Origin of the sequence: Salegentibacter lacus, from assembly GCF_020164555.1 — a bacterium.
Classification (GTDB): Bacteria; Bacteroidota; Bacteroidia; order Flavobacteriales; family Flavobacteriaceae; genus Salegentibacter; species Salegentibacter lacus.
Genome location: NZ_JAIQZB010000030.1, coordinates 1 through 19,223 on the forward strand (window position 1 = coordinate 1; position 19,223 = coordinate 19,223).

Here is a 19,223-nt window from a genome sequence, read left to right on the forward strand (position 1 = left end):
GGCTGCAAATATACACTACTTTTTCTTTACAAGCCAAATATTTTTTAATAAAATTTTTGACTTTATTTTTAAAAAGCAACTCCTTAAAAGAACTCTAAAAACAACACCGTTTTCTAAACAAAACCTTAGCTGTTTTTGCGGCTGCAAATATACAACCTCTTTTAATTCTCACAAATAAAAAAACAACTTTTTTTACTTTTATTTTTTAAAGCTTTTTCAAACATTAAAAACCTTGCATCTCCCAGTATGTAATGAACTTCCCACTTTACTCCCCAACCCTCGTTGTGTCTCAAAGCGGGTGCAAATATACGCGGGTTTTATTCCCCCGCAAGCCCCAAATAACAATTTTTTAATGAAATCTTAAAACTAATTTCTAAGACTCTCAATAAAAGGAACTTGTAAGATAAAAAAAATTGAGAAAAATTAAGGAGACAAAGGTTAATTTAAACGACCTGGTCTTTTAGTCCATTTATTGGTAAGTTCTACATATTCAAAATCCAGTGCAGTGGCTTGCGGCTCTAAAATATCATTCACAAACGATCGCTGTAGAATATCTTCAATTAAAAAATCTTCGTGATTATTTTTAGGGTCAAATTCTTCTTTTAGAGAAATTTCAAACAAACTAGCAGTAGTATTATACCAGAAGGCCCGCCAACCGCTTTTCAAATTCCTAATAAGATTAAAAGCGGTGGTTCCCGTTTGGCGATGTACTAGCTTCACCAAAATTTGTCCTTCAGTATGTGTAAGCTTTTTTAATTCCGAAGAAAATTCATCTTCTATATAATCCTGTACGATTTTAGTGTATTTTCTTTGCGCAGATCTAGAATCTATTTCTTCGAGCCTGCCGTTTAGCGCTATTAATCTTTCTGAAGCCAATTTGGCATAAGGATAAACTTTTCTCGTTTTCCTCCTTAATATAAGATATTGTTTTCTTTCCGCGAGACTATTAAAATGAAGTTTCTTTAAAATAACTACTTCATTAAGATCTATGGTTTCCCTTGGCACAGTATCGCCGGCTATAATCATGTATTTTTTTTGCAATGTATCCTCGACAGGAAGGCTATCCTGCGCTATAAGTCCTGAGGAACTAAAGAATAATATAATAAAAAGCGTCCTAAGCATTCACCAAATATTTAGCTTGCTATCGTACTAAAATCATTCCAAAATTAATCAATAATCAGTTGTCATACATTTAATTCTTATTAAATTCGTGAAAATTCAAAACTATGAGTAAAGAGAGTATACTTGATAAAGAGTCTATTGATTTTCTGGAAAAATATCTTAACAATGCCGCACCTACGGGTTACGAGTCTGAAGGCCAGAAATTGTGGATGGATTATTTAAAACCTTACGTAGATGAATTCTTTACAGACAGCTACGGAACAGCGGTTGGAGTTATAAATCCGGAAGCTGAATATAAAGTGGTAATAGAAGGACACGCCGATGAAATTTCCTGGTATGTTAATTATATTACTGATGAAGGTTTTATTTACGTGGTAAGAAACGGTGGTAGTGATCACCAAATCGCGCCTTCAAAACGAGTTAATATCCATACCAAAAAAGGAATTGTTAAAGGTGTTTTTGGTTGGCCGGCAATTCACACTCGTGATAAAGATGAAGAACAATCTCCAAAAATCGATAATATCTGCATAGATGTTGGTTGCACCAGTAAAGATGAAGTTGAAGAATTGGGCGTTCATGTAGGTTGTGTAATTACATATCCGGATGAATTCTTTATTCTAAATGAAAACAAGTTCGTTTGCCGTGCTTTAGATAACCGAATGGGCGGATTTATGATCGCGCAGGTTGCTAAGTTATTGAAGGAGAATGGCAGAAAATTGCCTTTTGGGTTGTACATCACCAACTCGGTTCAGGAAGAAATTGGACTTCGTGGCGCAGAAATGATCACTCATAAAATCAAACCAAATGTAGCTATAGTGACCGATGTTACCCACGATACCAATACGCCAATGATCAACAAAAAGAAAACCGGCGATACTAAAATAGGTCATGGTCCTGTCATTGCACACGCCCCTGCTGTACAAAATAGATTGAGAGAATTATTAATTGAAACTGCCAAGGAAAAAGAAATTCCGTTTCAGCGTATGGCGAATTCAAGATTTACGGGAACTGATACCGATGCTTTTGCTTATAGCAATGGCGGTGTGCCTTCTGCATTAATTTCACTTCCGCTAAGATATATGCATACCACGGTAGAAATGGTACATAAAGACGATGTGGAAAACGTGATCAAATTAATTTACGAGAGCATTTTAAAAATAAAACAAGGAGAGAGTTTTAGTTATTTCGACTAAATAAATCAATACCTTATATATGATCAAGCCCTTTCTGGAAAATTCCCGGAAAGGGCTTTTGTAATTTTCTTAGGTATACTTTCACAATTATTTACCACCTGCCTGTCGCTTTTCCCTCTATATTTAAGGAAAAAGAAAAATGACTATTTCTCCTGAAGAGATAAATACCCTTATTTCGAATCCGCACGAAGCGGTAGATTTTGCTAATCTTACTTATGTTTCAGAAGAAAAACTTTCTATCCAGAGAAAGAAAGTAGGTAGAGGTTTTTCTTACCTATATAAAGGAGATCGCATAAAAGATGATAAAACCATTGATAGAATAAAGAGTTTAGTGATTCCACCGGCCTGGGAGAGCGTACGTATCACTCATTTAAAAAAGGGACACTTACAAGTTGTGGGGCGTGATGAAAAAAACAGGAAACAATATATTTATCATCCTACCTGGAGAAAATTAAGAAATGAAACCAAATTCTTTAAAATGACAGCCTTTGGCGAAATTTTGCCAAAGATTAGAAAGCAAGTAGACAAAGATATAGACCTGCCCGAAATGAGCCAGAGAAAAGTATTAGCATTGATCCTTAGGCTTATGGAAGAAACTCATATTAGGATCGGAAACCTATACTATGCTAAGAAAAATAAAACTTACGGACTTTCAACTTTTAGATCCAGGCATCTAAAAACTTATAAAAATCAAATCAAGTTCGAGTTTGTTGGAAAGAAAGGAAAAGAACATTCGGTTTCTGTAAAAAACAAACAATTAATTAAACTTGTAAATCAATGCGAGGAAATCCCGGGATGGGAACTTTTTAAATTTTATGATGAAAAAGGCGATAAGCACGCCATAGACAGCGGAATGATCAATGATTATATTCACGAAATAAGTGGCGATCAATTTTCAGCAAAAGATTTTAGAACCTGGAGCGCAACAAAGATCTTTTTTGAAACCTTGCGGGAAGTTGGTTTCGAGGATGAGGAAAAGCAAAATAAAAAGAACCTGATCCAGGCTTTTGATGCTGCTGCCGAAGGATTGGGAAATACCCGTGCCGTTTGCCGAAGTTATTATGTACATCCAAAGATTGTAAATTCTTACGAAACAGGCGAAATCGTCCCCTATTTCAAACAGATTAAAACTGAAGAAAAAGAAAATTATATTTCCCTTTCGGAAACTGAAAAAGTCATTCTTAATATGATTAAGGATTACGAAGTGAATATTTAAAACTCAAAGGAAAAAGCACTACTCATTTTTGATTAAATTAGCGGTATGAAGAATACCATTGCCTCGCGAATAGCCGATTTCCTTAAAAATTACCCTCCTTTTAATCTTCTAAAAAAGGAAGACCTATTAGAGATTGCAAAACATGTAAAAGTAAAATATCTTGAAAAAGGCAAAATGCTTTTTGCTGAAGGCGATATTGGCCATAAGCGCTTCTATGTTGTAAATAAAGGAGCGATTTCTTTAGAACGTGACAATAACGGCAAACGAGAAACTATAGATAAGTGTGACGAAGGTGATATTTTTGGACTGCGCCCGTTGTTTGCGAAAGAAAATTACCTCATCAATGCCATTGCCGAAGAAGAAACTATTCTTTACGCTATTCCTATAAAGAAATTCAAACCCCTTTCAGAAAAAAATAAAGAAGTCAATAATTTCTTAATTCAAAGTTTTGCCTCAAACACGCGTAACCCTTATTCTGAAGCACATAAAGGAAAGTTAATTTCAGAAAAAGAACCTGCAGAGAATCAATATAAACCCAATAATAATCTTTTTGAACTTCAACCGGCACCTGTAACAAAAAAAGTGGTCATGACACCACCCGATACTACTATTAAAGCCGCAGCCCAACTTATGAGCAAAAAGAAAGTAGGTTCCGTTTTAGTAGTAGAAAAAAATATCCCTAAAGGTATTGTAACCGATGAGGATTTTAGAGATATGGTGGCCACCGGAACATTTGGAATTGAAACTCCTATTTCAAAAATTATGGCTTCCCCGGTTATTTGTTATCCGCAAGGCTTGACTATTGCCCAGGCACAGCTTACCATGATGAAACACCATATAAACCACATTTGTATTACCGAAGACGGCACTCCAAATACTAAAGTTGTGGGAATACTTTCTGAACACGATATTATGGTTTCAGAAGGGCACAATCCTTCGGTTCTTATGAAAGCGATTCAGCGAAGTAGTAGCACTAACGAATTAAAAAAAATCCGTCATAAAATCACTTTACTGCTCCGAGGGTTTCTCGCCGCTAATATACCGTTAAACCATATTTCAAAAATAATTTTTGAGCTGAATGATGCCACCATTAAACGTATAATTGAGCGCTGCATTAAAAAACTACCTACTCCCCCGCCCTGTGATTTCACCTGGATTTCACTCGGCAGCCAGGGACGTAAAGAACAACTTTTACAAACCGACCAGGACAATGCGCTAATTTTTGAAGATGTACCTGAAGAAAAACTAGAAGAAACCAGGGCTTATTTCCTGGAGTTAGCTAGAAAAGTGAACAAACGACTCAATATTATTGGTTACGAATTTTGTCCTGCAGAAATGATGGCTAAAAACCCTAAATACTGCCTGAGTTTAAACGAATGGAAAGACCAATTTACCAACTGGATTATTGATCCGGGAAACGACGAGATCCTACTTTGTTCTATTTTCTTCGATTTTGATATTTCTTACGGAAATGTAAATTTATCCAACTCACTTGCCGATCATATTTTTAGCCTTACCAAAGATAACCGCAAATTTTATGCGGTAATGGGTGCTACAACATTGAGAAACCCTTCTCCGCTTGGTTTCTTTAGGCAGTTTTTATTAGAAGAAGATGGAGAAAATAAAGATTTTTTCGATATTAAAAAACGAGGAATCACCCCTCTGACTGATGCGGGCAGGTTGCTAATTTTATATCACCAGGTAAAAAATATCAGCAATACTTCAGAGCGCTTTGAGAAACTGGCACAGTTGGAGCCAAACAATAAAGAACTATTTCTAGCTTGCGCCTATGCTTCTAAAGTTCTATTGAAATTCAGGACCCAGCACGGTTTGGAAAATAGAAATAGCGGTAGGTTTATAGATCTTGAGAATTTGAGCAAAGAGGAAAAGATCAAACTAAAACGCTGTTTTAAAAGTATAAGACAGGTGCAGGAATTAATAAAATACCGTTTTGAAGTAACTCCTTATATATAATGCTGAATTTATTCAAAAAGAAACCCGATAATCTCCCGGAATTCTGGAATGATTATGAAGCTAAATTTCAGGAAAAACTTCCGGAAGAAATAACTCATACCCGTTTTGTTGTTTTTGATACCGAAACTACAGGTTTTGATATCAAAAAAGACCGAATGCTCTCTATAGGTGCCGTAGCTATCAAAAATAAATCTATAAATATTGCCGACGGATTTGAAGAATATATTTCACAGGAAACCTTTAATCCCAAAACCGTAAAGATTCACGGTATTATTCAGAATGAACGGATAGAAACCCTTACAGAAGAAGAGGCGGTAAAAGCATTTTTAAATTATATAGGAAATTCTGTTTTGGTGGCCCATCACGCCGGTTTTGATATCGGGATGGTCAATGAAGCTCTGAGCAGATTGGGATTGCCAAAACTTAAGAACAAGGTTTTAGATACTGTGAATTTATACCGTGGTACCCGAATTATTTCCAATCTTATTAATCGTGAAAAAAGTTACACGCTGGACGAAATCGCTGAAACTTACAATATTGACATCAAAGATCGGCACACTGCCGCCGGTGATGCCTTTATAACCGCCATAGCTTTCCTAACAATTCTCGGTAAACTCAACACCGATGGAAAAATGAATCTTAAAAAATTATTCAGGGTTTAATAAAAAGACCTCACAGGTTATAAAATCCTGCGAGGTCTTGTATTTTTAGTTATTTCACTTTAAAATCTAAGGTTAAACCTTAAAAAGAATCTTTCATAATCTCATCAACCACTTCAGGATTTAGTAAGGTTGAAGTATCTCCAAGATCTTCGGTTTGTTTAGAAGCAATTTTACGAAGAATTCTTCGCATAATTTTTCCACTTCGCGTTTTTGGAAGTCCGCTAACAAACTGGATTTTCTCCGGTTTGGCAATTGGACCAACCTTGTCCCCTATCTGTTGATTTATCTCTTTTCTAAGATTATCGTGATTTCTAGATTCTCCAACTTCTTTTAAAGTTACAAAGGCATAAAGTGCGTTCCCTTTAACTTCATGTGGAAAACCAACAACCGCAGATTCTGCTACAGCCGGGTGTTCATCTATCGCATCTTCAATTGGCGCCGTTCCTAAATTGTGACCGGAAACAATGATCACATCGTCTACTCTACCGGTAATTCGGTAATAACCTACTTCATCTCTTAAGGCCCCATCACCGGTGAAATACATATTCTTAAAAGTAGAGAAATAGGTGGTTTTATATCGCTCATGATCTCTCCAAACCGTTCTTGCAATACCGGGCCACGGGTATTTAATACATAAACGACCGTCAACCTGATTTCCTTTTAATTCATTCCCATTTTCATCCATTAAAGCAGGTTGAATTCCCGGAAATGGCAAAGTTGCATAGGTTGGTTTTACCGGCGTTACGTAAGGAATTGGGGTAATCATAATCCCGCCGGTCTCAGTTTGCCACCAGGTATCTACAATCGGACTTTTATTTTTCCCTACGTTATCGTTATACCAGTGCCAGGCTTCTTCGTTGATAGGTTCTCCAACGGTTCCTAGTACTTTTAAAGAAGAAAGGTCATGTCTTTCTACAAACTCTATATTTCTTTTAGCCAAAGATCGAATTGCCGTTGGGGCGGTGTAAAACTGATTTACCTTATGTTTCTCTACTACATCCCAAAACCTTCCGGCATCAGGGTAAGAAGGAACACCCTCAAACATTACAGTAGTGGCTCCATTGGCCAAGGGTCCATATAAAATATAAGAATGCCCGGTAATCCAACCAATATCGGCAGTACACCAGTAAACATCATCTTGTTTGTATTGAAAAACATTTTTAAAGGTATAAGCCGTATAAACCATATAACCTGCAGTTGTATGCAACATTCCTTTTGGCTTTCCAGTAGAACCCGAAGTATATAATATAAACAAAGGATCTTCTGCATCCATAGTTTCAGCTTTACATTCATCTGAAGCCTCATCTAATAAAGGTTGCAACCATTCATCTCTGCCTTCTTTCATTTCAATATCAGAATCCAGTCGTTTGGCTACTAAAACGCTTTCCACACCAGGGCACTCTACCAGGGCTTTGTCTACAATTCCTTTAAGATCTATGGTTTTATTTCCACGGTAAGAACCATCAGAAGTAATTAGCATTTTACAATCGGCATCATTGGTCCTGGTAGCGAGGGCTTTTGAAGAAAAACCTGCAAAAACTACAGAATGTATAGCGCCAATTCGTGCACAAGCCAGCATCGCAACGGCAAGTTCAGGAATCATGGGTAAGTAAATACAAACCCTATCGCCTTTATTAATTCCTTTAGATTTTAAAACATTCGCAAACTTATTTACCTTTTTATGAAGTTCGCCATAAGAAATATGTTGAGCCTCTTCTTCAGGATCGTTGGGCTCCCAGATAATCGCGGTTTTGTCTGACCGGTTAAAAAGATAACGATCTATACAATTTTCGGTGATATTAAGTTTGGCATTTTCAAACCATTTTATTTCAGGTTTATTAAAGTCCCAGCTTAGTACGTTGTCCCATTTTTTTTGCCAGGTGAAATGTTCTTCGGCTATTTCTTCCCAGAAATTTTCTGGATCTCTCACCGATTTTCTATAAACTTGAAAATATTCCTCTAAATTCTTAATATGATAATTACTCATAACTTAAATAAATATATTGATGGTTCTTAGGGTTAATATTGAAAAATATAAAACATGTTCCCTGCAATTTATAAAAACCTTCGGAAATGAAATGCCCAAATCCAGTTAATATTAGGCTTTTTCAAGTTTTACGAGAAATTTAATAAAATAGAAATTATCGAATAAAAAATAGAAATAAACTCAATAAAGAGGTTATTTAAATTTCAATTTTAAAATAAAGAGATAGGATTTAAGGCCTCTTTAATTAGAAACCTTTTATAATTAGAAGCGAAAAAATTAATGCTCCACGAATTTTTGATGGTCAGCTAACCATTTATTTAAATGAACAGTTTTCTTATAAGAAACTTTTTTATTGGTTTTTTCCTCACGCCAGGTATTTTCAGAATCTTTTTTAATGTAAATTTTAGATTTCTGTCCCAAAGCTACTCCAAAAGCCTTTAACGTAATTTCGGCTTTAGCAATATAGGCATTATCGGTGTTTTGTAAATGAACAAGTCTCATTTTCTAGTTGTTTCGATTGATTAGCAAATACTGCAACTTTCATTTAGCAAAGACTATGCCCGCAGCCAAACTATATCCAACGAACTCTTCTTTTTACCGAAATTTTAACTTGTGAAAAACTATGTTTATAACTCACAAGTTTATTTTTAAAACCGCGGCTTATTCCTTATAACTTTACTTTCGTAAAATCATACCGGCGGGTATTACTTTTTGTAATAAACAAGGGGAATCATGTGAGAATCATGAGCTGTTGCGCAACTGTAAAGTAGATTTTTCTACAAGCCAGATCACCTACCCTACCGGGCTGACTTTTGCTTTCGCATAAAAAGTAAATGTCCAGGACAGCATTTTTGCGGGTCTCCCGCAACTTCACTTATCCATAGACACCTATTTGCTTTTATGCTTTTGATTTTAAACTAAAACAAAAGTAATATGAGTATTTTTCAAAAACGGGTAAACTACAAGCCATTCGAATATCCCGAAATTCTTCAGTTTACCGAAGCCATAAACCGTTCGTTCTGGGTTCATTCTGAAGTAGATTTCACTGCCGATGTACAGGATTTTCATTCGCATCTTAGTGAAAATGAAAAACAGGTAATTAAAAAGAGTTTACTTGCCATCGCACAGATTGAAGTAGCCGTTAAATCCTTTTGGGGAGATTTATATCAGCACCTTCCAAAACCGGAATTTAACGGCCTGGGAAGTACTTTTGCCGAATGTGAATTCAGGCATTCTGAAGCTTATTCCCGATTACTTGAAGTTCTTGGTTATAATAATGAATTCGAGAAATTAATTGAAACCCCCGTTATCAAAAAAAGGGTGGCTTACCTTTCTGAAGCTTTATCGAACACAAAATCTTCAGATGAAAAAAAATACGTGTTTTCCCTTATTTTATTTTCAATTTTGATTGAAAACGTTTCCCTTTTTAGTCAGTTTGCCATTATCCTTTCCTTTAGTAGATTTAAAGGAATCATGAAAAATGTGAGCAATATTATTGCGTGGACTTCGGTAGACGAACAAATTCACGCCAATGCCGGGATTTATATAGTAAATCAGATCAAAAATGAATATCCTGAATTCTTTAATGAAGAAACCAAAACTGAAATCAGGAAAATTATCGCGAATTCCATGGAAGTAGAATCTGAAATTCTGGATTGGATCTTTGCTGATGGCTCTTTGGAACAATGCAAAAAAGAAGACCTTTTAAATTTCATGAAATATCGCGTAGACGATAGCCTTGAGAAAATAGGTTTGGAAAAACTTTACTTCGTTTCAGAATACGATTATAAAGCCATGTTGTGGTTTGAGGAAGAAGTTTTTGCCAACAGTTTAGACGATTTTTTCGCCAAAAGACCGGTAGATTACACCAAACATGACAAGAGCATCACAGCCGATGACTTGTTTTAAAGAATTCCTCAGTAATTATTTCACCTTAAAATCCAGTAAAATGCCCGAAACTATAATTAAAGAAACACAACAGGAACGCCTATGGTGGCTTAATGAAGAAAGCCAGCAAATACTTAACCGTGGCTATTTATTAAAAGGAGAAACCGCAAAATCGGCTATTGAACGCGTAGCCAACGCAGCCGCAAAAAGGCTCTACAAGCCGGAACTGGCGGAAGCTTTTATTGAAATGATAGAACGCGGCTGGATGAGTTTAAGTTCGCCAATTTGGGCAAATATGGGCACCGAGAGAGGCTTGCCTATCTCCTGTTTCAATGTTTATGTTCCAGATAATATTGAAGGCATTACTCACAAACTGGGTGAGGTGATCATGCAAACCAAAATTGGGGGTGGAACTTCCGGCTATTTCGGGGAATTAAGAGGTCGTGGAAGCGCGGTAACCGATAATGGTAAAAGCAGCGGAGCAACCAGTTTCATGAAGCTGTTTGATACCGCTATGGATACTATTTCACAAGGTGGTGTGCGCCGCGGAGCTTTCGCAGCTTATTTAGATATAGACCATCCCGACATTAAGGAATTTCTTGAAATAAAAAATATTGGAAATCCTATTCAGAATTTATTTTACGGTGTGAGTGTGCCCGATTACTGGATGCAGGAAATGATAGATGGCGATAGGGAAAAACGCGAAATCTGGGCCAAGGTTTTAGAAAGCAGGCAGCAAAAAGGTTTACCATATATTTTCTTTAAAGACAACATAAACAGATTTAAGCCACAGGTTTATAAGGATAAAAATTATACCATACACTCTAGTAATCTTTGTTCAGAAATTGCGCTGCCATCAACCGAAGATGAATCTTTCATCTGTTGTCTATCTTCTATGAACCTGGAACTTTACGACGAATGGAAAGACACCGAAGCCGTAAAACTGGCCATTTATTTCCTGGATGCTGTTTTACAGGAGTTTATTGCGAAAACCGAAGATAATTATTACCTCGCTTCTGCCAATAAATTTGCTAAAAGACATAGAGCATTAGGACTTGGCGTTATGGGATGGCATTCCTATTTACAGAAAAACAGGATTCCTTTTGAAGGATTAAAAGCCAAAGGCCTAACGAATTCCATCTTTAAGGATATTAGTGAAAAAGCTACCAAAGCGAGTAAAGAGCTAGCCAATATTTATGGAGAACCGGAAGTTTTAAAAGATTACGGTTTAAGGAATACCACCTTAATGGCCGTTGCACCAACAACTTCCTCTTCTGCTATTTTGGGACAGGCGTCACCGGGCATAGAACCTTTTAGCAGTAATTATTACAAAGCCGGACTGGCAAAAGGTAATTTTATGCGGAAGAATAAATATTTAAAGGAATTACTTCAGGAAAAAGGATTGGATACTGAAGAAACCTGGCGAAGCATTATGCTTAATCACGGCAGCGTACAGCATTTGAAAGAGTTAAATGATGAAGAGCGTATGGTTTTCAAAACCTTTAAAGAAATAAGTCAGTTAGAAATTATTCAACAGGCCTCGGTAAGACAAAAGTATATAGACCAGGCACAAAGTTTAAATCTAAATATTCCTTCAGATCTTCCGGTTAGGGAAGTTAATAAATTAATGATAGAAGCCTGGCAGCTTGGTGTAAAAACGCTTTATTATCAAAGAAGTCAGAGTGTTTCTAAAGAATTTATAGCTAATATGGTGAATTGCTCCAGTTGTGAGGCTTAAGTTCTATAGTTTTTAAATAAGAAAAGCGCCGATTGGCGCTTTTCTTATTTAATGATTTGATTTTCTATTCTTCAGCTCCCCATTCTTCCAGAGAGTCTTTGTTCATCTTTACGTAATCCTGGTTGCCGGCTTTTTCAGCTTCGGCCAAAGACTTTTTAGCAGCTGCAATCGCTTCTTCTTTTTTACCAAGATCGGCAGCGATAAGAGATTTTCTTCTCAAGATCCAGAATGCATTTGGATTACCAATTTCAAGGGATTTCTTAACCCATTCATAGGCCTGCTCCAAATCCTTATTAACATCATGATAGTAAGATGCTGCAGCGAAATAATCAGCAGCTCCCGGACCGTTCATCACCTTTTCAATACTTGCCATTGTTTTTTCTTCGGTAGGCACTTCAAATCTTAAACTTGCAGCAGTATCTGCCCAGATAAAGCTAAGAGCAGCAGAATCGTGTTTAAGTTCATCTATCATAATGGTAAAAGTTTCCATTTCAAAAGGAAGTTCCATCACTTCTGCAGTTGCTTTTAAGGCTACTTTTTCTTCGTCCCATTCAGCAGGATTTCCCCAGTTAGAAGCATCGGTATAAAACATTACTTCCCATTCGTTTTCTTTCGGAATTGTATAAATAGCATAAGTTCCAGCTTTTAATTCTTCTCCTTGAATAGTAACATCGTCACTAAAGGTAATTTTGGTATTCTCGTTGGCACCGGTACGCCATACTTCCCCATAGGGCACAAGATTGCTAAAAATCTCACGATCTCTCATTCCGGGACGGGAATACTCTAAAGTGACATCGGTAAGTCCAACTTTTTGTTCAACTTTAGTGAATGGACTGGCTTGCGGCGCCTGTACCTGTGCCTGTGTAGCACTCATAAGCCCGGCTGTGCATAGAAATAAAAGTAGTTTCTTCATTATTTAGTTTGTTTTTAGTTTGATCAAATATACCCAGAAATTGCTTACAAATTTAGATAAGAACAAACTTCATTTATATTTTGTTTAACTATAATAATTTTATTTTAAACAAAACTACTCTTAATTTTACATTCAAATACAACTAGAATGAAAATCTACACTAAGAAATCGGTCCAAAAGCTTCCTATCAGTCTGGAAAAGGCCTGGGAATTTCTCTCCAGTCCCGGTAATCTAAAGACAATAACACCAGATTATATGGGATTTAATATTATCTCTGGAGCCGATCGCCCAATGTTTGCCGGGCAAATTATTCAATATATAGTGACACCTATTGCGGGAATTAAAACCAAATGGGTAACCGAAATCACTCACGTGAAAGACAAAGAATACTTTGTAGATGAACAACGTTTCGGGCCCTACGCCCTCTGGCACCACAAGCATTTTTTAAAGGAAATACCCGGCGGTGTAGAAATGGAAGATATTATAGATTATAAGTTACCCCTCGGAATTCTGGGTCAAATGGCTCATCCCTTCCTTGTGGCTCCTAAACTGAAAGAAATTTTTGATTACAGACAGGAAAAACTTGTTGAACTTTTTGGTGAATTTGATGAAAATAAAGCTAAAAACGCAACACTAAAACAAGATATACTAAATTAAATAAACTAAATTATGGAAAAGAATATTTTACTTATTGGTGGCTCAACCGGAATCGGACTTGAAATTGCCAATCAACTGGTTAAAGAAAATAATGTAATTGTTGCCTCAAGAAATAAAGGCGAATTAAATGATGATATAAAACATTTAGAATTTGATGTTTTGAAAGATGAAATTGAAGATCTTGATTTGCCGGAAAAAATACACGGTCTGGTTTATTGCCCCGGCAGCATAAACCTGAAGCCTTTTAAAATGCTAAAACATAAAGATTTTGAGGAAGAAATGAATCTTAATTTCTTAAGTTTGGTAAAAGTGGTTAAGGGAGTAATGCCGAAGTTAAAAGAAGCCGAAAATGCAAGTTTGGTATTTTTTAGCACCGTGGCTGTTAAAGTTGGAATGCCCTTCCATACCAGCGTTGCCGCGGCAAAAGGTGCTATTGAAGGTTTTGCAAAATCTCTCGCAGCAGAGTACGCTCCTACCCTGCGTGTAAATGTGATCGCTCCATCTTTAACCGATACTCCGCTAGCTGAAAAATTATTGTCTAATGATTCCAAGAAAGAGAAGATGAGTGAAAGACATCCTCTTAAAAGGGTTGGAAACGCAAAAGATATTGCAAACGCAGCTACCTTTTTATTAAGCGATGAAAACAGCTGGATTACCGGACAAATTATTGGGGTAGATGGCGGACTTTCAACTTTAAATATTTCATAAATGAGTAAAAAAGTGAATATTTTCTGGTTTAGACGTGATTTGAGGTTAGATGATAACGTAGGTTTTATCGAAGCTTTAAAATCTGATAAACCGGTTTTACCAATTTTTATTTTTGATACTGAAATTCTTGATAAATTACCTGAAAATGATGCTCGGGTTACTTTTATACACGAGCATCTTCAGGAAATGCGAAAAGAGCTTCAAGATGATTATAGCAGCTCTATAGCGATGTATCATGGGAAACCAGAAGAAATTTTTCAGCAGTTAGTTAAAGAATATCAAATCGCTGAAGTATTCACTAATCATGATTATGAACCTTACGCAGCCCAAAGAGACAAGGAAATAGCCGAGTTACTTTCTGAAAATAATATTGAATTTCACACGTTTAAGGACCAGGTTATCTTTGAAAAAGATGAAGTGCTTAAGAAAGATGGAGATCCTTACGTGGTTTATACGCCTTATATGAGGGTGTGGAAAGAGCATTTCAAATCGCTTGACCTCAAAATTCATTATACGAGCCAATATTTAGATAATCTCGTGAAGAATACCAGGTTACCTAATTTAAGTTTGAAGGATATTGGATTTAAGAGTTCAGAAATTAAAGTACCGGAGTATGATGTTACGCCTACTTTAATTCAGCAATACGAAAATACCCGTAATATTCCCGGAAAAGATGGAACTTCCAGATTAGGAGCCCATCTTAGGTTTGGTACTGTAAGTATTAGAAAGATGGTGAAAAAGGCAAATGCCGAATCAAATCAAACCTTTTTCAATGAATTGATCTGGAGAGAGTTTTTTATGCAAGTGCTGTATCACAACCCCGATACTGTCACTGAATCTTTTAAAAAGAAATACGACCGTATTGAATGGCGCAATAATGAAGAGGAATTTGAAAAGTGGAAAACCGGAAAAACAGGATATCCACTGGTTGATGCTGGAATGCGCCAGTTGAATGAAACCGGTTTTATGCATAATCGCGTGAGAATGTTAGTGGCTAGTTTTCTTTGCAAGCACTTACTCATTGACTGGCGCTGGGGTGAAGCATATTTTGCTGAGAAATTGCTGGATTATGAAATGTCCTCAAATGTTGGAAACTGGCAATGGGTTGCCGGGAGCGGTGTAGATGCAGCCCCGTATTTCCGAATATTTAACCCCACCACTCAAATTGATAAATTTGATAAAGACAAAAAATACATCAAAGAATGGGTAGAAGAATTCGCCACCGATAAATATCCAGAGAAAATGGTAGTTCATAAAGAAGCCCGCGAACGGGCTCTTAAAACTTATAAAGATGCAGTAAGTTAATTATTCCAGATCTTCCTGGCTTTTTCAAGATCTTCAGGAGTATCTATTCCTATGGTTTGCATCTGGGTTTCTACCATTTTTATATTTTTACCGTATTCCAGGAACCTAATTGCTTCAATTTTTTCGGCAGATTCTAAAGAAAGCATCGGTAAATTATAAAAATCTATAAGGGCTTGTTTTCTGAAAGCGTAAATCCCAATGTGCTTAAAATAAGTCACGTGAGCATCGGTATTTCTCGGGTAAGGAATGGGAAATCTTGAAAAATACATCGCAAAGTCATTTTTATTGGTAATTACCTTTACGTTGTTTGCATTGGTGATATCATCGCTTTCTGAGAGAGCGGTTTTTAGCGAAGCAAGATCTATGGCAGAAGCATCATCTTCCCTAAAAACTACTAATAATTTCGCAAGGCTGTCTTTATCTATAAATGGCTCGTCTCCCTGCACATTCACTACAATATCCACATCCATATCCTGCACGGCTTCAGCAATACGGTCACTTCCGCATTCGTGTTCTTTGTTGCTTTTTATGGCGTTGCCGCCATTTTTATTAATTTCATCAAAGATTTTATCGCTATCGGTCACAACGTACACTTCCTCAAAAAGACCGGTGTTTTTAGCAGCTTCGTAAGTTCTTGTAATTACAGTTTTCCCGTTAAGGTCTTTTAAAAGTTTCCCTGGGAACCGAGAAGCCTCGTAACGGGCGGGAATCATAGCGATTATTTTAAGCGGATTATTCATCAAAAATGATAGTTTTAGAGGTTAAATTTAGGTTTTAAAATCCGATTTCCATCAGATCCAAAATTATTTATTTACGAAAAAATCGTCTTTAAAACCTATCAGGTAAAGTTTATCGGTTGCCCTTGTTACAGCCGTATAAAGCCATCTTAAATATTCTTTTCCCACACCTTCGGGCAGGTATGGTTGTTCTATAAAAACGGTATTCCATTGCCCTCCCTGGGATTTATGACAGGTCATCGCGTAAGAAAATTTAATCTGCAAAGCATTGAAGAATTTATTATTCTTCACCTTCATAAACTTCTTGTATTTAGAAGTTTCATCTTCATAATCCTTCATTACCTCCTGGTAAAGTTGGTTAGATTCATCATAGGAAAGCGAAGGCGTGTTGCTGGTGAGCGTATCTAACATGACTACAGTTTCAAAAGGTTGCATTTTGGGATAATCTACCATTTGCACCTGTACTTCGGCAAACCGAAAACCGTACAGCTCTTTAATACCGAAAATCTCAAGTACTTTTACAATATCACCGTTGGCAATGAAACCGGCTTCGGAACTGGGTTTTATCCAGAAATAATTATTTTTCACCACCATAAGATAATCTCCGGCTGAAATTTCTTCTTCCTGAAACAAAATTCTAGATCTTATCTGCTGATTGTATAAATTCGCCCTTTTATTAGACCGGACTATAAAGCTGGTTTCTTCATTTCCTAATTCATTATAGCATTCCTCGATGGCATTCATAATTTCATAACCATCCTGCAACCTAATCACATCGGCCTTAGGAGTTATTTCAAATTGAAAACTATCATAAAACCCGTCTTGAAGACTTTGTCTTATTTTTGTTGCGTTTAATAGAATGTCACTTTCTTCAGCCTGGCGCACCACTTCGTCCAACTCAATATGAAGAACTTCTTTATTATAGGAAAACTGAAGTTTTTCAGCTTCCAGCGCGGGACTAATTTCCATTTTCACCGGAGGAAGCTGCGCAGTATCCCCAATTAAAATAAGCTGACAGTTTTGACCCGAATATACATATTGAATAAGATCATCTAATAGGCTGCCATTTTCCATTAATTTAGAATTTGTAGGCGTATCAGAGATCATTGAAGCTTCATCTACAATAAAAATACTATTTTTATGCTTATTTGGTTGAAGCACAAATTGCACTCCGCTCCCACCACTCTTCTTCGGGAAATAGATCTTTTTATGAATAGTAAAGGCTTCTTTTTTAGAATAATTGGAAATCACCTTAGCTGCCCTTCCAGTGGGAGCCAGTAAAACACCAGATTTTTTAATTTGCCAAAGATTCTTTACTAATGTACTGATTATAGTAGTTTTACCGGTACCGGCAAAACCTTTCAGCACAAAAAGTTCATCTTTATTATTGTTTAAAACAAAGCGAGAAAGTTGCTGTAAGGCAAGATCCTGACCAGCTTTAGCTGTAAAACCCAGATCGCTTAAAAGAAGTTTATAAAATTTGGAAGCATCAAGATTTTCCATAGAAGATTTATCAAAAATCAAAGATAGGAATGGATTTTTACGGAAGAAACTTTTACGAATAAAAAAAAATTGTAGATTTGTCGTGAAACACTAGTAATTTTAAAACAAAATTTAGAAAGCATGAGACTTGCAATTCAATTACTTCTTTGGGTGGTTATTATTGGTTTAGCCTACCTTACCTTTAATGCTGTTTACGAACCAATCCAGTTTAATAAAATTAAAGAAAAGCGTTATGCCAAAGTAGTTGAAAACTTAAAGGACATTCGTGATGCCGAGCTTGCTCACAAAGAGGTTATCGGTTCTTTTGAAGATGATTTTGATAAGCTAGTGAGATTTTTAGATACTGCTGAATTTGCAGTTACTCAACGTCGTGATACTACAATCTTAGACGAAGAATACCTTAAAAATTATGGAGTAGATCAATATATTGAAAAAGTAATTATTGACACATTAAGCTTCGTACCGGTAAAAGATTCATTATTTAAAGGAGATAGAGAGCGTTATGCAAATATGATCAATGTACCGATTGAAGGGGTAGATGCTAAATTTGAGCTTGATGCAGGAAGTATCAAAAAAGGAAATTCAGATATTCCAGTATTTAGAGCAAGAGTGGCTAAAAGCGTGGTATTGCAAGGTTTAGATAAAGAGCTTATTTTACAACAAAACCAGGTACAATCTGTAGACGATATAAACGGTCGTTACATTAACGTTGGCTCTTTAGAAGAAGTGAACACAAAAGGAAACTGGCCAACGCAATATGGCGACGAGTAAAAGCAAAAAACAAATAACTTTAGAACTGTCCATTCAGGTTTCCCTGGATGGACTTTCTTTTTGTACTATAAATTCTGCTGAAAATGAATTGGTACAATTCAAAAAAATACGCTTTCCCCATCAGGTAGATCCTGTGAAATTACTTGAGGAAATTCAAAAAATATATGCTGAAGAAAAAAGCATTGCTGAAGCCGGCCAGGTAAAACTCATTTTCGATAATGCACTTTATAGTTTTGTTCCCGCTATTTTATTTAAGGAAGAAAATGCTTCAGATTATTTAAAATTTAATACCAAGATCCTTAAAACCGATTTTATTGCCAATGAGGAAATTGGTGAAACCGGGATTATTAATGTTTATATTCCGTATACCAATATCATTAATTTCTTCTTTGAAAAATTCGGCGAATTTGAATACCAGCACCTCAATACCGTTTTAGTCGAAAGTTTACTGGAATTGCCAAAAGCAGACACACCTCGAATATTTGCGCACATAAAAAATAAACAGTTTGACCTGGTAGTAATAGAAAATGGAGAACTCCTTCTTTGTAATTCTTTCAGTTTTACCGAAAAAGAAGATTTTTTATATTATATTCTTTTTACTGCTGAACAACTTAATTTAGATCCGGAAAGGTTTAGATTAATTTTGCTGGGAGCTATTAGCAAGGCTTCACCCTTATTTAAAATTGCTTTTGAGTATATTAAGCACGTGGAGCTTTTAGAAACCAATTTCAGCTTAAATCAAGAAAACGAGCTCAAGGGTTTAAACGAACTGGAAGAATATATATTAATCAAAAACCTTGGGGAAAAGCGCTCGAGTTAAGAATAAATACAATTTTATAATTTCGAGACA

The 19,223-nt window shown here is 36.2% G+C and carries 17 protein-coding genes and 1 riboswitch; of the genes, 11 read left to right on the plus strand and 6 right to left on the minus strand.

The features are described 5' to 3' along the window. Positions 1–438 precede the first annotated feature (438 nt). Positions 439–1,122: a DUF4294 domain-containing protein gene (locus LB465_RS17050; protein WP_224471130.1), complete on the minus strand. Its 684-nt coding sequence runs from the start codon at positions 1,120–1,122 to the stop codon at positions 439–441. A gap of 104 nt (positions 1,123–1,226) precedes the next feature. Between LB465_RS17050 and LB465_RS17055 the strand changes: the two genes are divergently transcribed. From LB465_RS17055 to LB465_RS17070, 4 genes are all read left to right on the plus strand, one after another. Continuing rightward, on the plus strand, positions 1,227–2,315 hold the full coding sequence (locus tag LB465_RS17055; RefSeq protein ID WP_224471131.1) for a M42 family metallopeptidase: 1,089 nt from the start codon (positions 1,227–1,229) through the stop codon (positions 2,313–2,315). Positions 2,316–2,454: 139 nt separating this feature from the next. Further along, complete coding sequence (locus tag LB465_RS17060; protein ID WP_224471132.1) at positions 2,455–3,531, plus strand: DNA topoisomerase IB; 1,077 nt, start codon at positions 2,455–2,457, stop codon at positions 3,529–3,531. 45 nt (positions 3,532–3,576) lie between these two features. Beyond that, positions 3,577–5,505, plus strand: a complete 1,929-nt coding sequence (locus LB465_RS17065; RefSeq protein ID WP_224471133.1) for a DUF294 nucleotidyltransferase-like domain-containing protein — start codon at positions 3,577–3,579, stop codon at positions 5,503–5,505. Then, positions 5,505–6,167: a 3'-5' exonuclease gene (locus tag LB465_RS17070; protein WP_224471134.1), complete on the plus strand. Its 663-nt coding sequence runs from the start codon at positions 5,505–5,507 to the stop codon at positions 6,165–6,167. The genes LB465_RS17065 and LB465_RS17070 overlap by 1 nt, the downstream gene beginning before the upstream one ends. 79 nt (positions 6,168–6,246) lie before the next feature. Here LB465_RS17070 and acs read toward each other — a convergent pair whose 3' ends face one another. Next, the gene (gene acs, locus LB465_RS17075; protein ID WP_224471135.1) at positions 6,247–8,154 is read right to left on the minus strand and encodes an acetate--CoA ligase; all 1,908 of its coding nucleotides are present in this window, start codon (positions 8,152–8,154) and stop codon (positions 6,247–6,249) included. A gap of 276 nt (positions 8,155–8,430) precedes the next feature. Beyond that, positions 8,431–8,655 (minus strand): hypothetical protein, encoded by a 225-nt coding sequence (locus tag LB465_RS17080; RefSeq protein WP_224471136.1) that lies wholly within the window; start codon positions 8,653–8,655, stop codon positions 8,431–8,433. A gap of 180 nt (positions 8,656–8,835) precedes the next feature. Next, positions 8,836–8,970: riboswitch (cobalamin riboswitch) on the plus strand. Positions 8,971–9,087: 117 nt separating this feature from the next. Between LB465_RS17080 and LB465_RS17085 the strand changes: the two genes are divergently transcribed. Together LB465_RS17085 and LB465_RS17090 are read left to right on the plus strand one after the other, a co-directional pair. Beyond that, a complete protein-coding gene (locus tag LB465_RS17085; RefSeq protein ID WP_224471137.1) occupies positions 9,088–10,062 on the plus strand; it encodes a ribonucleotide-diphosphate reductase subunit beta in 975 nt (324 codons plus the stop codon). Next, complete coding sequence (locus LB465_RS17090) at positions 10,028–11,779, plus strand: ribonucleoside-diphosphate reductase subunit alpha (protein WP_394370950.1); 1,752 nt, start codon at positions 10,028–10,030, stop codon at positions 11,777–11,779. The genes LB465_RS17085 and LB465_RS17090 overlap by 35 nt, the downstream gene beginning before the upstream one ends. Positions 11,780–11,843: 64 nt before the next feature. Here the strand turns inward: LB465_RS17090 and LB465_RS17095 are convergent, their stop codons facing one another. After that, positions 11,844–12,692, minus strand: coding sequence for a DUF2911 domain-containing protein (locus tag LB465_RS17095; RefSeq protein WP_224471139.1), 849 nt, complete (start codon positions 12,690–12,692; stop codon positions 11,844–11,846). Positions 12,693–12,839: 147 nt separating this feature from the next. Here LB465_RS17095 and LB465_RS17100 point away from each other — a divergent pair, with 147 nt between their 5' ends. The 3 genes from LB465_RS17100 to LB465_RS17110 are packed head-to-tail and all read left to right on the plus strand — an operon-like array spanning position 12,840 to position 15,362. Continuing rightward, the gene (locus LB465_RS17100) at positions 12,840–13,349 is read left to right on the plus strand and encodes an SRPBCC family protein (protein ID WP_224471140.1); all 510 of its coding nucleotides are present in this window, start codon (positions 12,840–12,842) and stop codon (positions 13,347–13,349) included. A gap of 12 nt (positions 13,350–13,361) precedes the next feature. Beyond that, positions 13,362–14,057 (plus strand): SDR family NAD(P)-dependent oxidoreductase, encoded by a 696-nt coding sequence (locus tag LB465_RS17105; RefSeq protein WP_224471141.1) that lies wholly within the window; start codon positions 13,362–13,364, stop codon positions 14,055–14,057. Beyond that, on the plus strand, positions 14,058–15,362 hold the full coding sequence (locus LB465_RS17110; RefSeq protein ID WP_224471142.1) for a cryptochrome/photolyase family protein: 1,305 nt from the start codon (positions 14,058–14,060) through the stop codon (positions 15,360–15,362). On the opposite strand, the gene kdsB is transcribed toward LB465_RS17110, so the two are convergent. Beyond that, positions 15,359–16,102: a 3-deoxy-manno-octulosonate cytidylyltransferase gene (gene kdsB / locus LB465_RS17115; protein ID WP_224471143.1), complete on the minus strand. Its 744-nt coding sequence runs from the start codon at positions 16,100–16,102 to the stop codon at positions 15,359–15,361. The genes LB465_RS17110 and kdsB overlap by 4 nt on opposite strands. Positions 16,103–16,165: 63 nt before the next feature. Continuing rightward, entirely contained in the window at positions 16,166–17,602 is a 1,437-nt protein-coding gene (locus tag LB465_RS17120; RefSeq protein WP_224471155.1) for an ATP-dependent DNA helicase, read from the minus strand. A gap of 120 nt (positions 17,603–17,722) precedes the next feature. On the opposite strand from LB465_RS17120, the gene LB465_RS17125 reads away from it, so the two are divergent. Next, the gene (locus LB465_RS17125; RefSeq protein WP_224471144.1) at positions 17,723–18,373 is read left to right on the plus strand and encodes a hypothetical protein; all 651 of its coding nucleotides are present in this window, start codon (positions 17,723–17,725) and stop codon (positions 18,371–18,373) included. Next, positions 18,360–19,193: a DUF3822 family protein gene (locus LB465_RS17130; protein ID WP_224471145.1), complete on the plus strand. Its 834-nt coding sequence runs from the start codon at positions 18,360–18,362 to the stop codon at positions 19,191–19,193. The genes LB465_RS17125 and LB465_RS17130 overlap by 14 nt, the downstream gene beginning before the upstream one ends. The last annotated feature ends 30 nt before the right edge of the window (positions 19,194–19,223 follow it).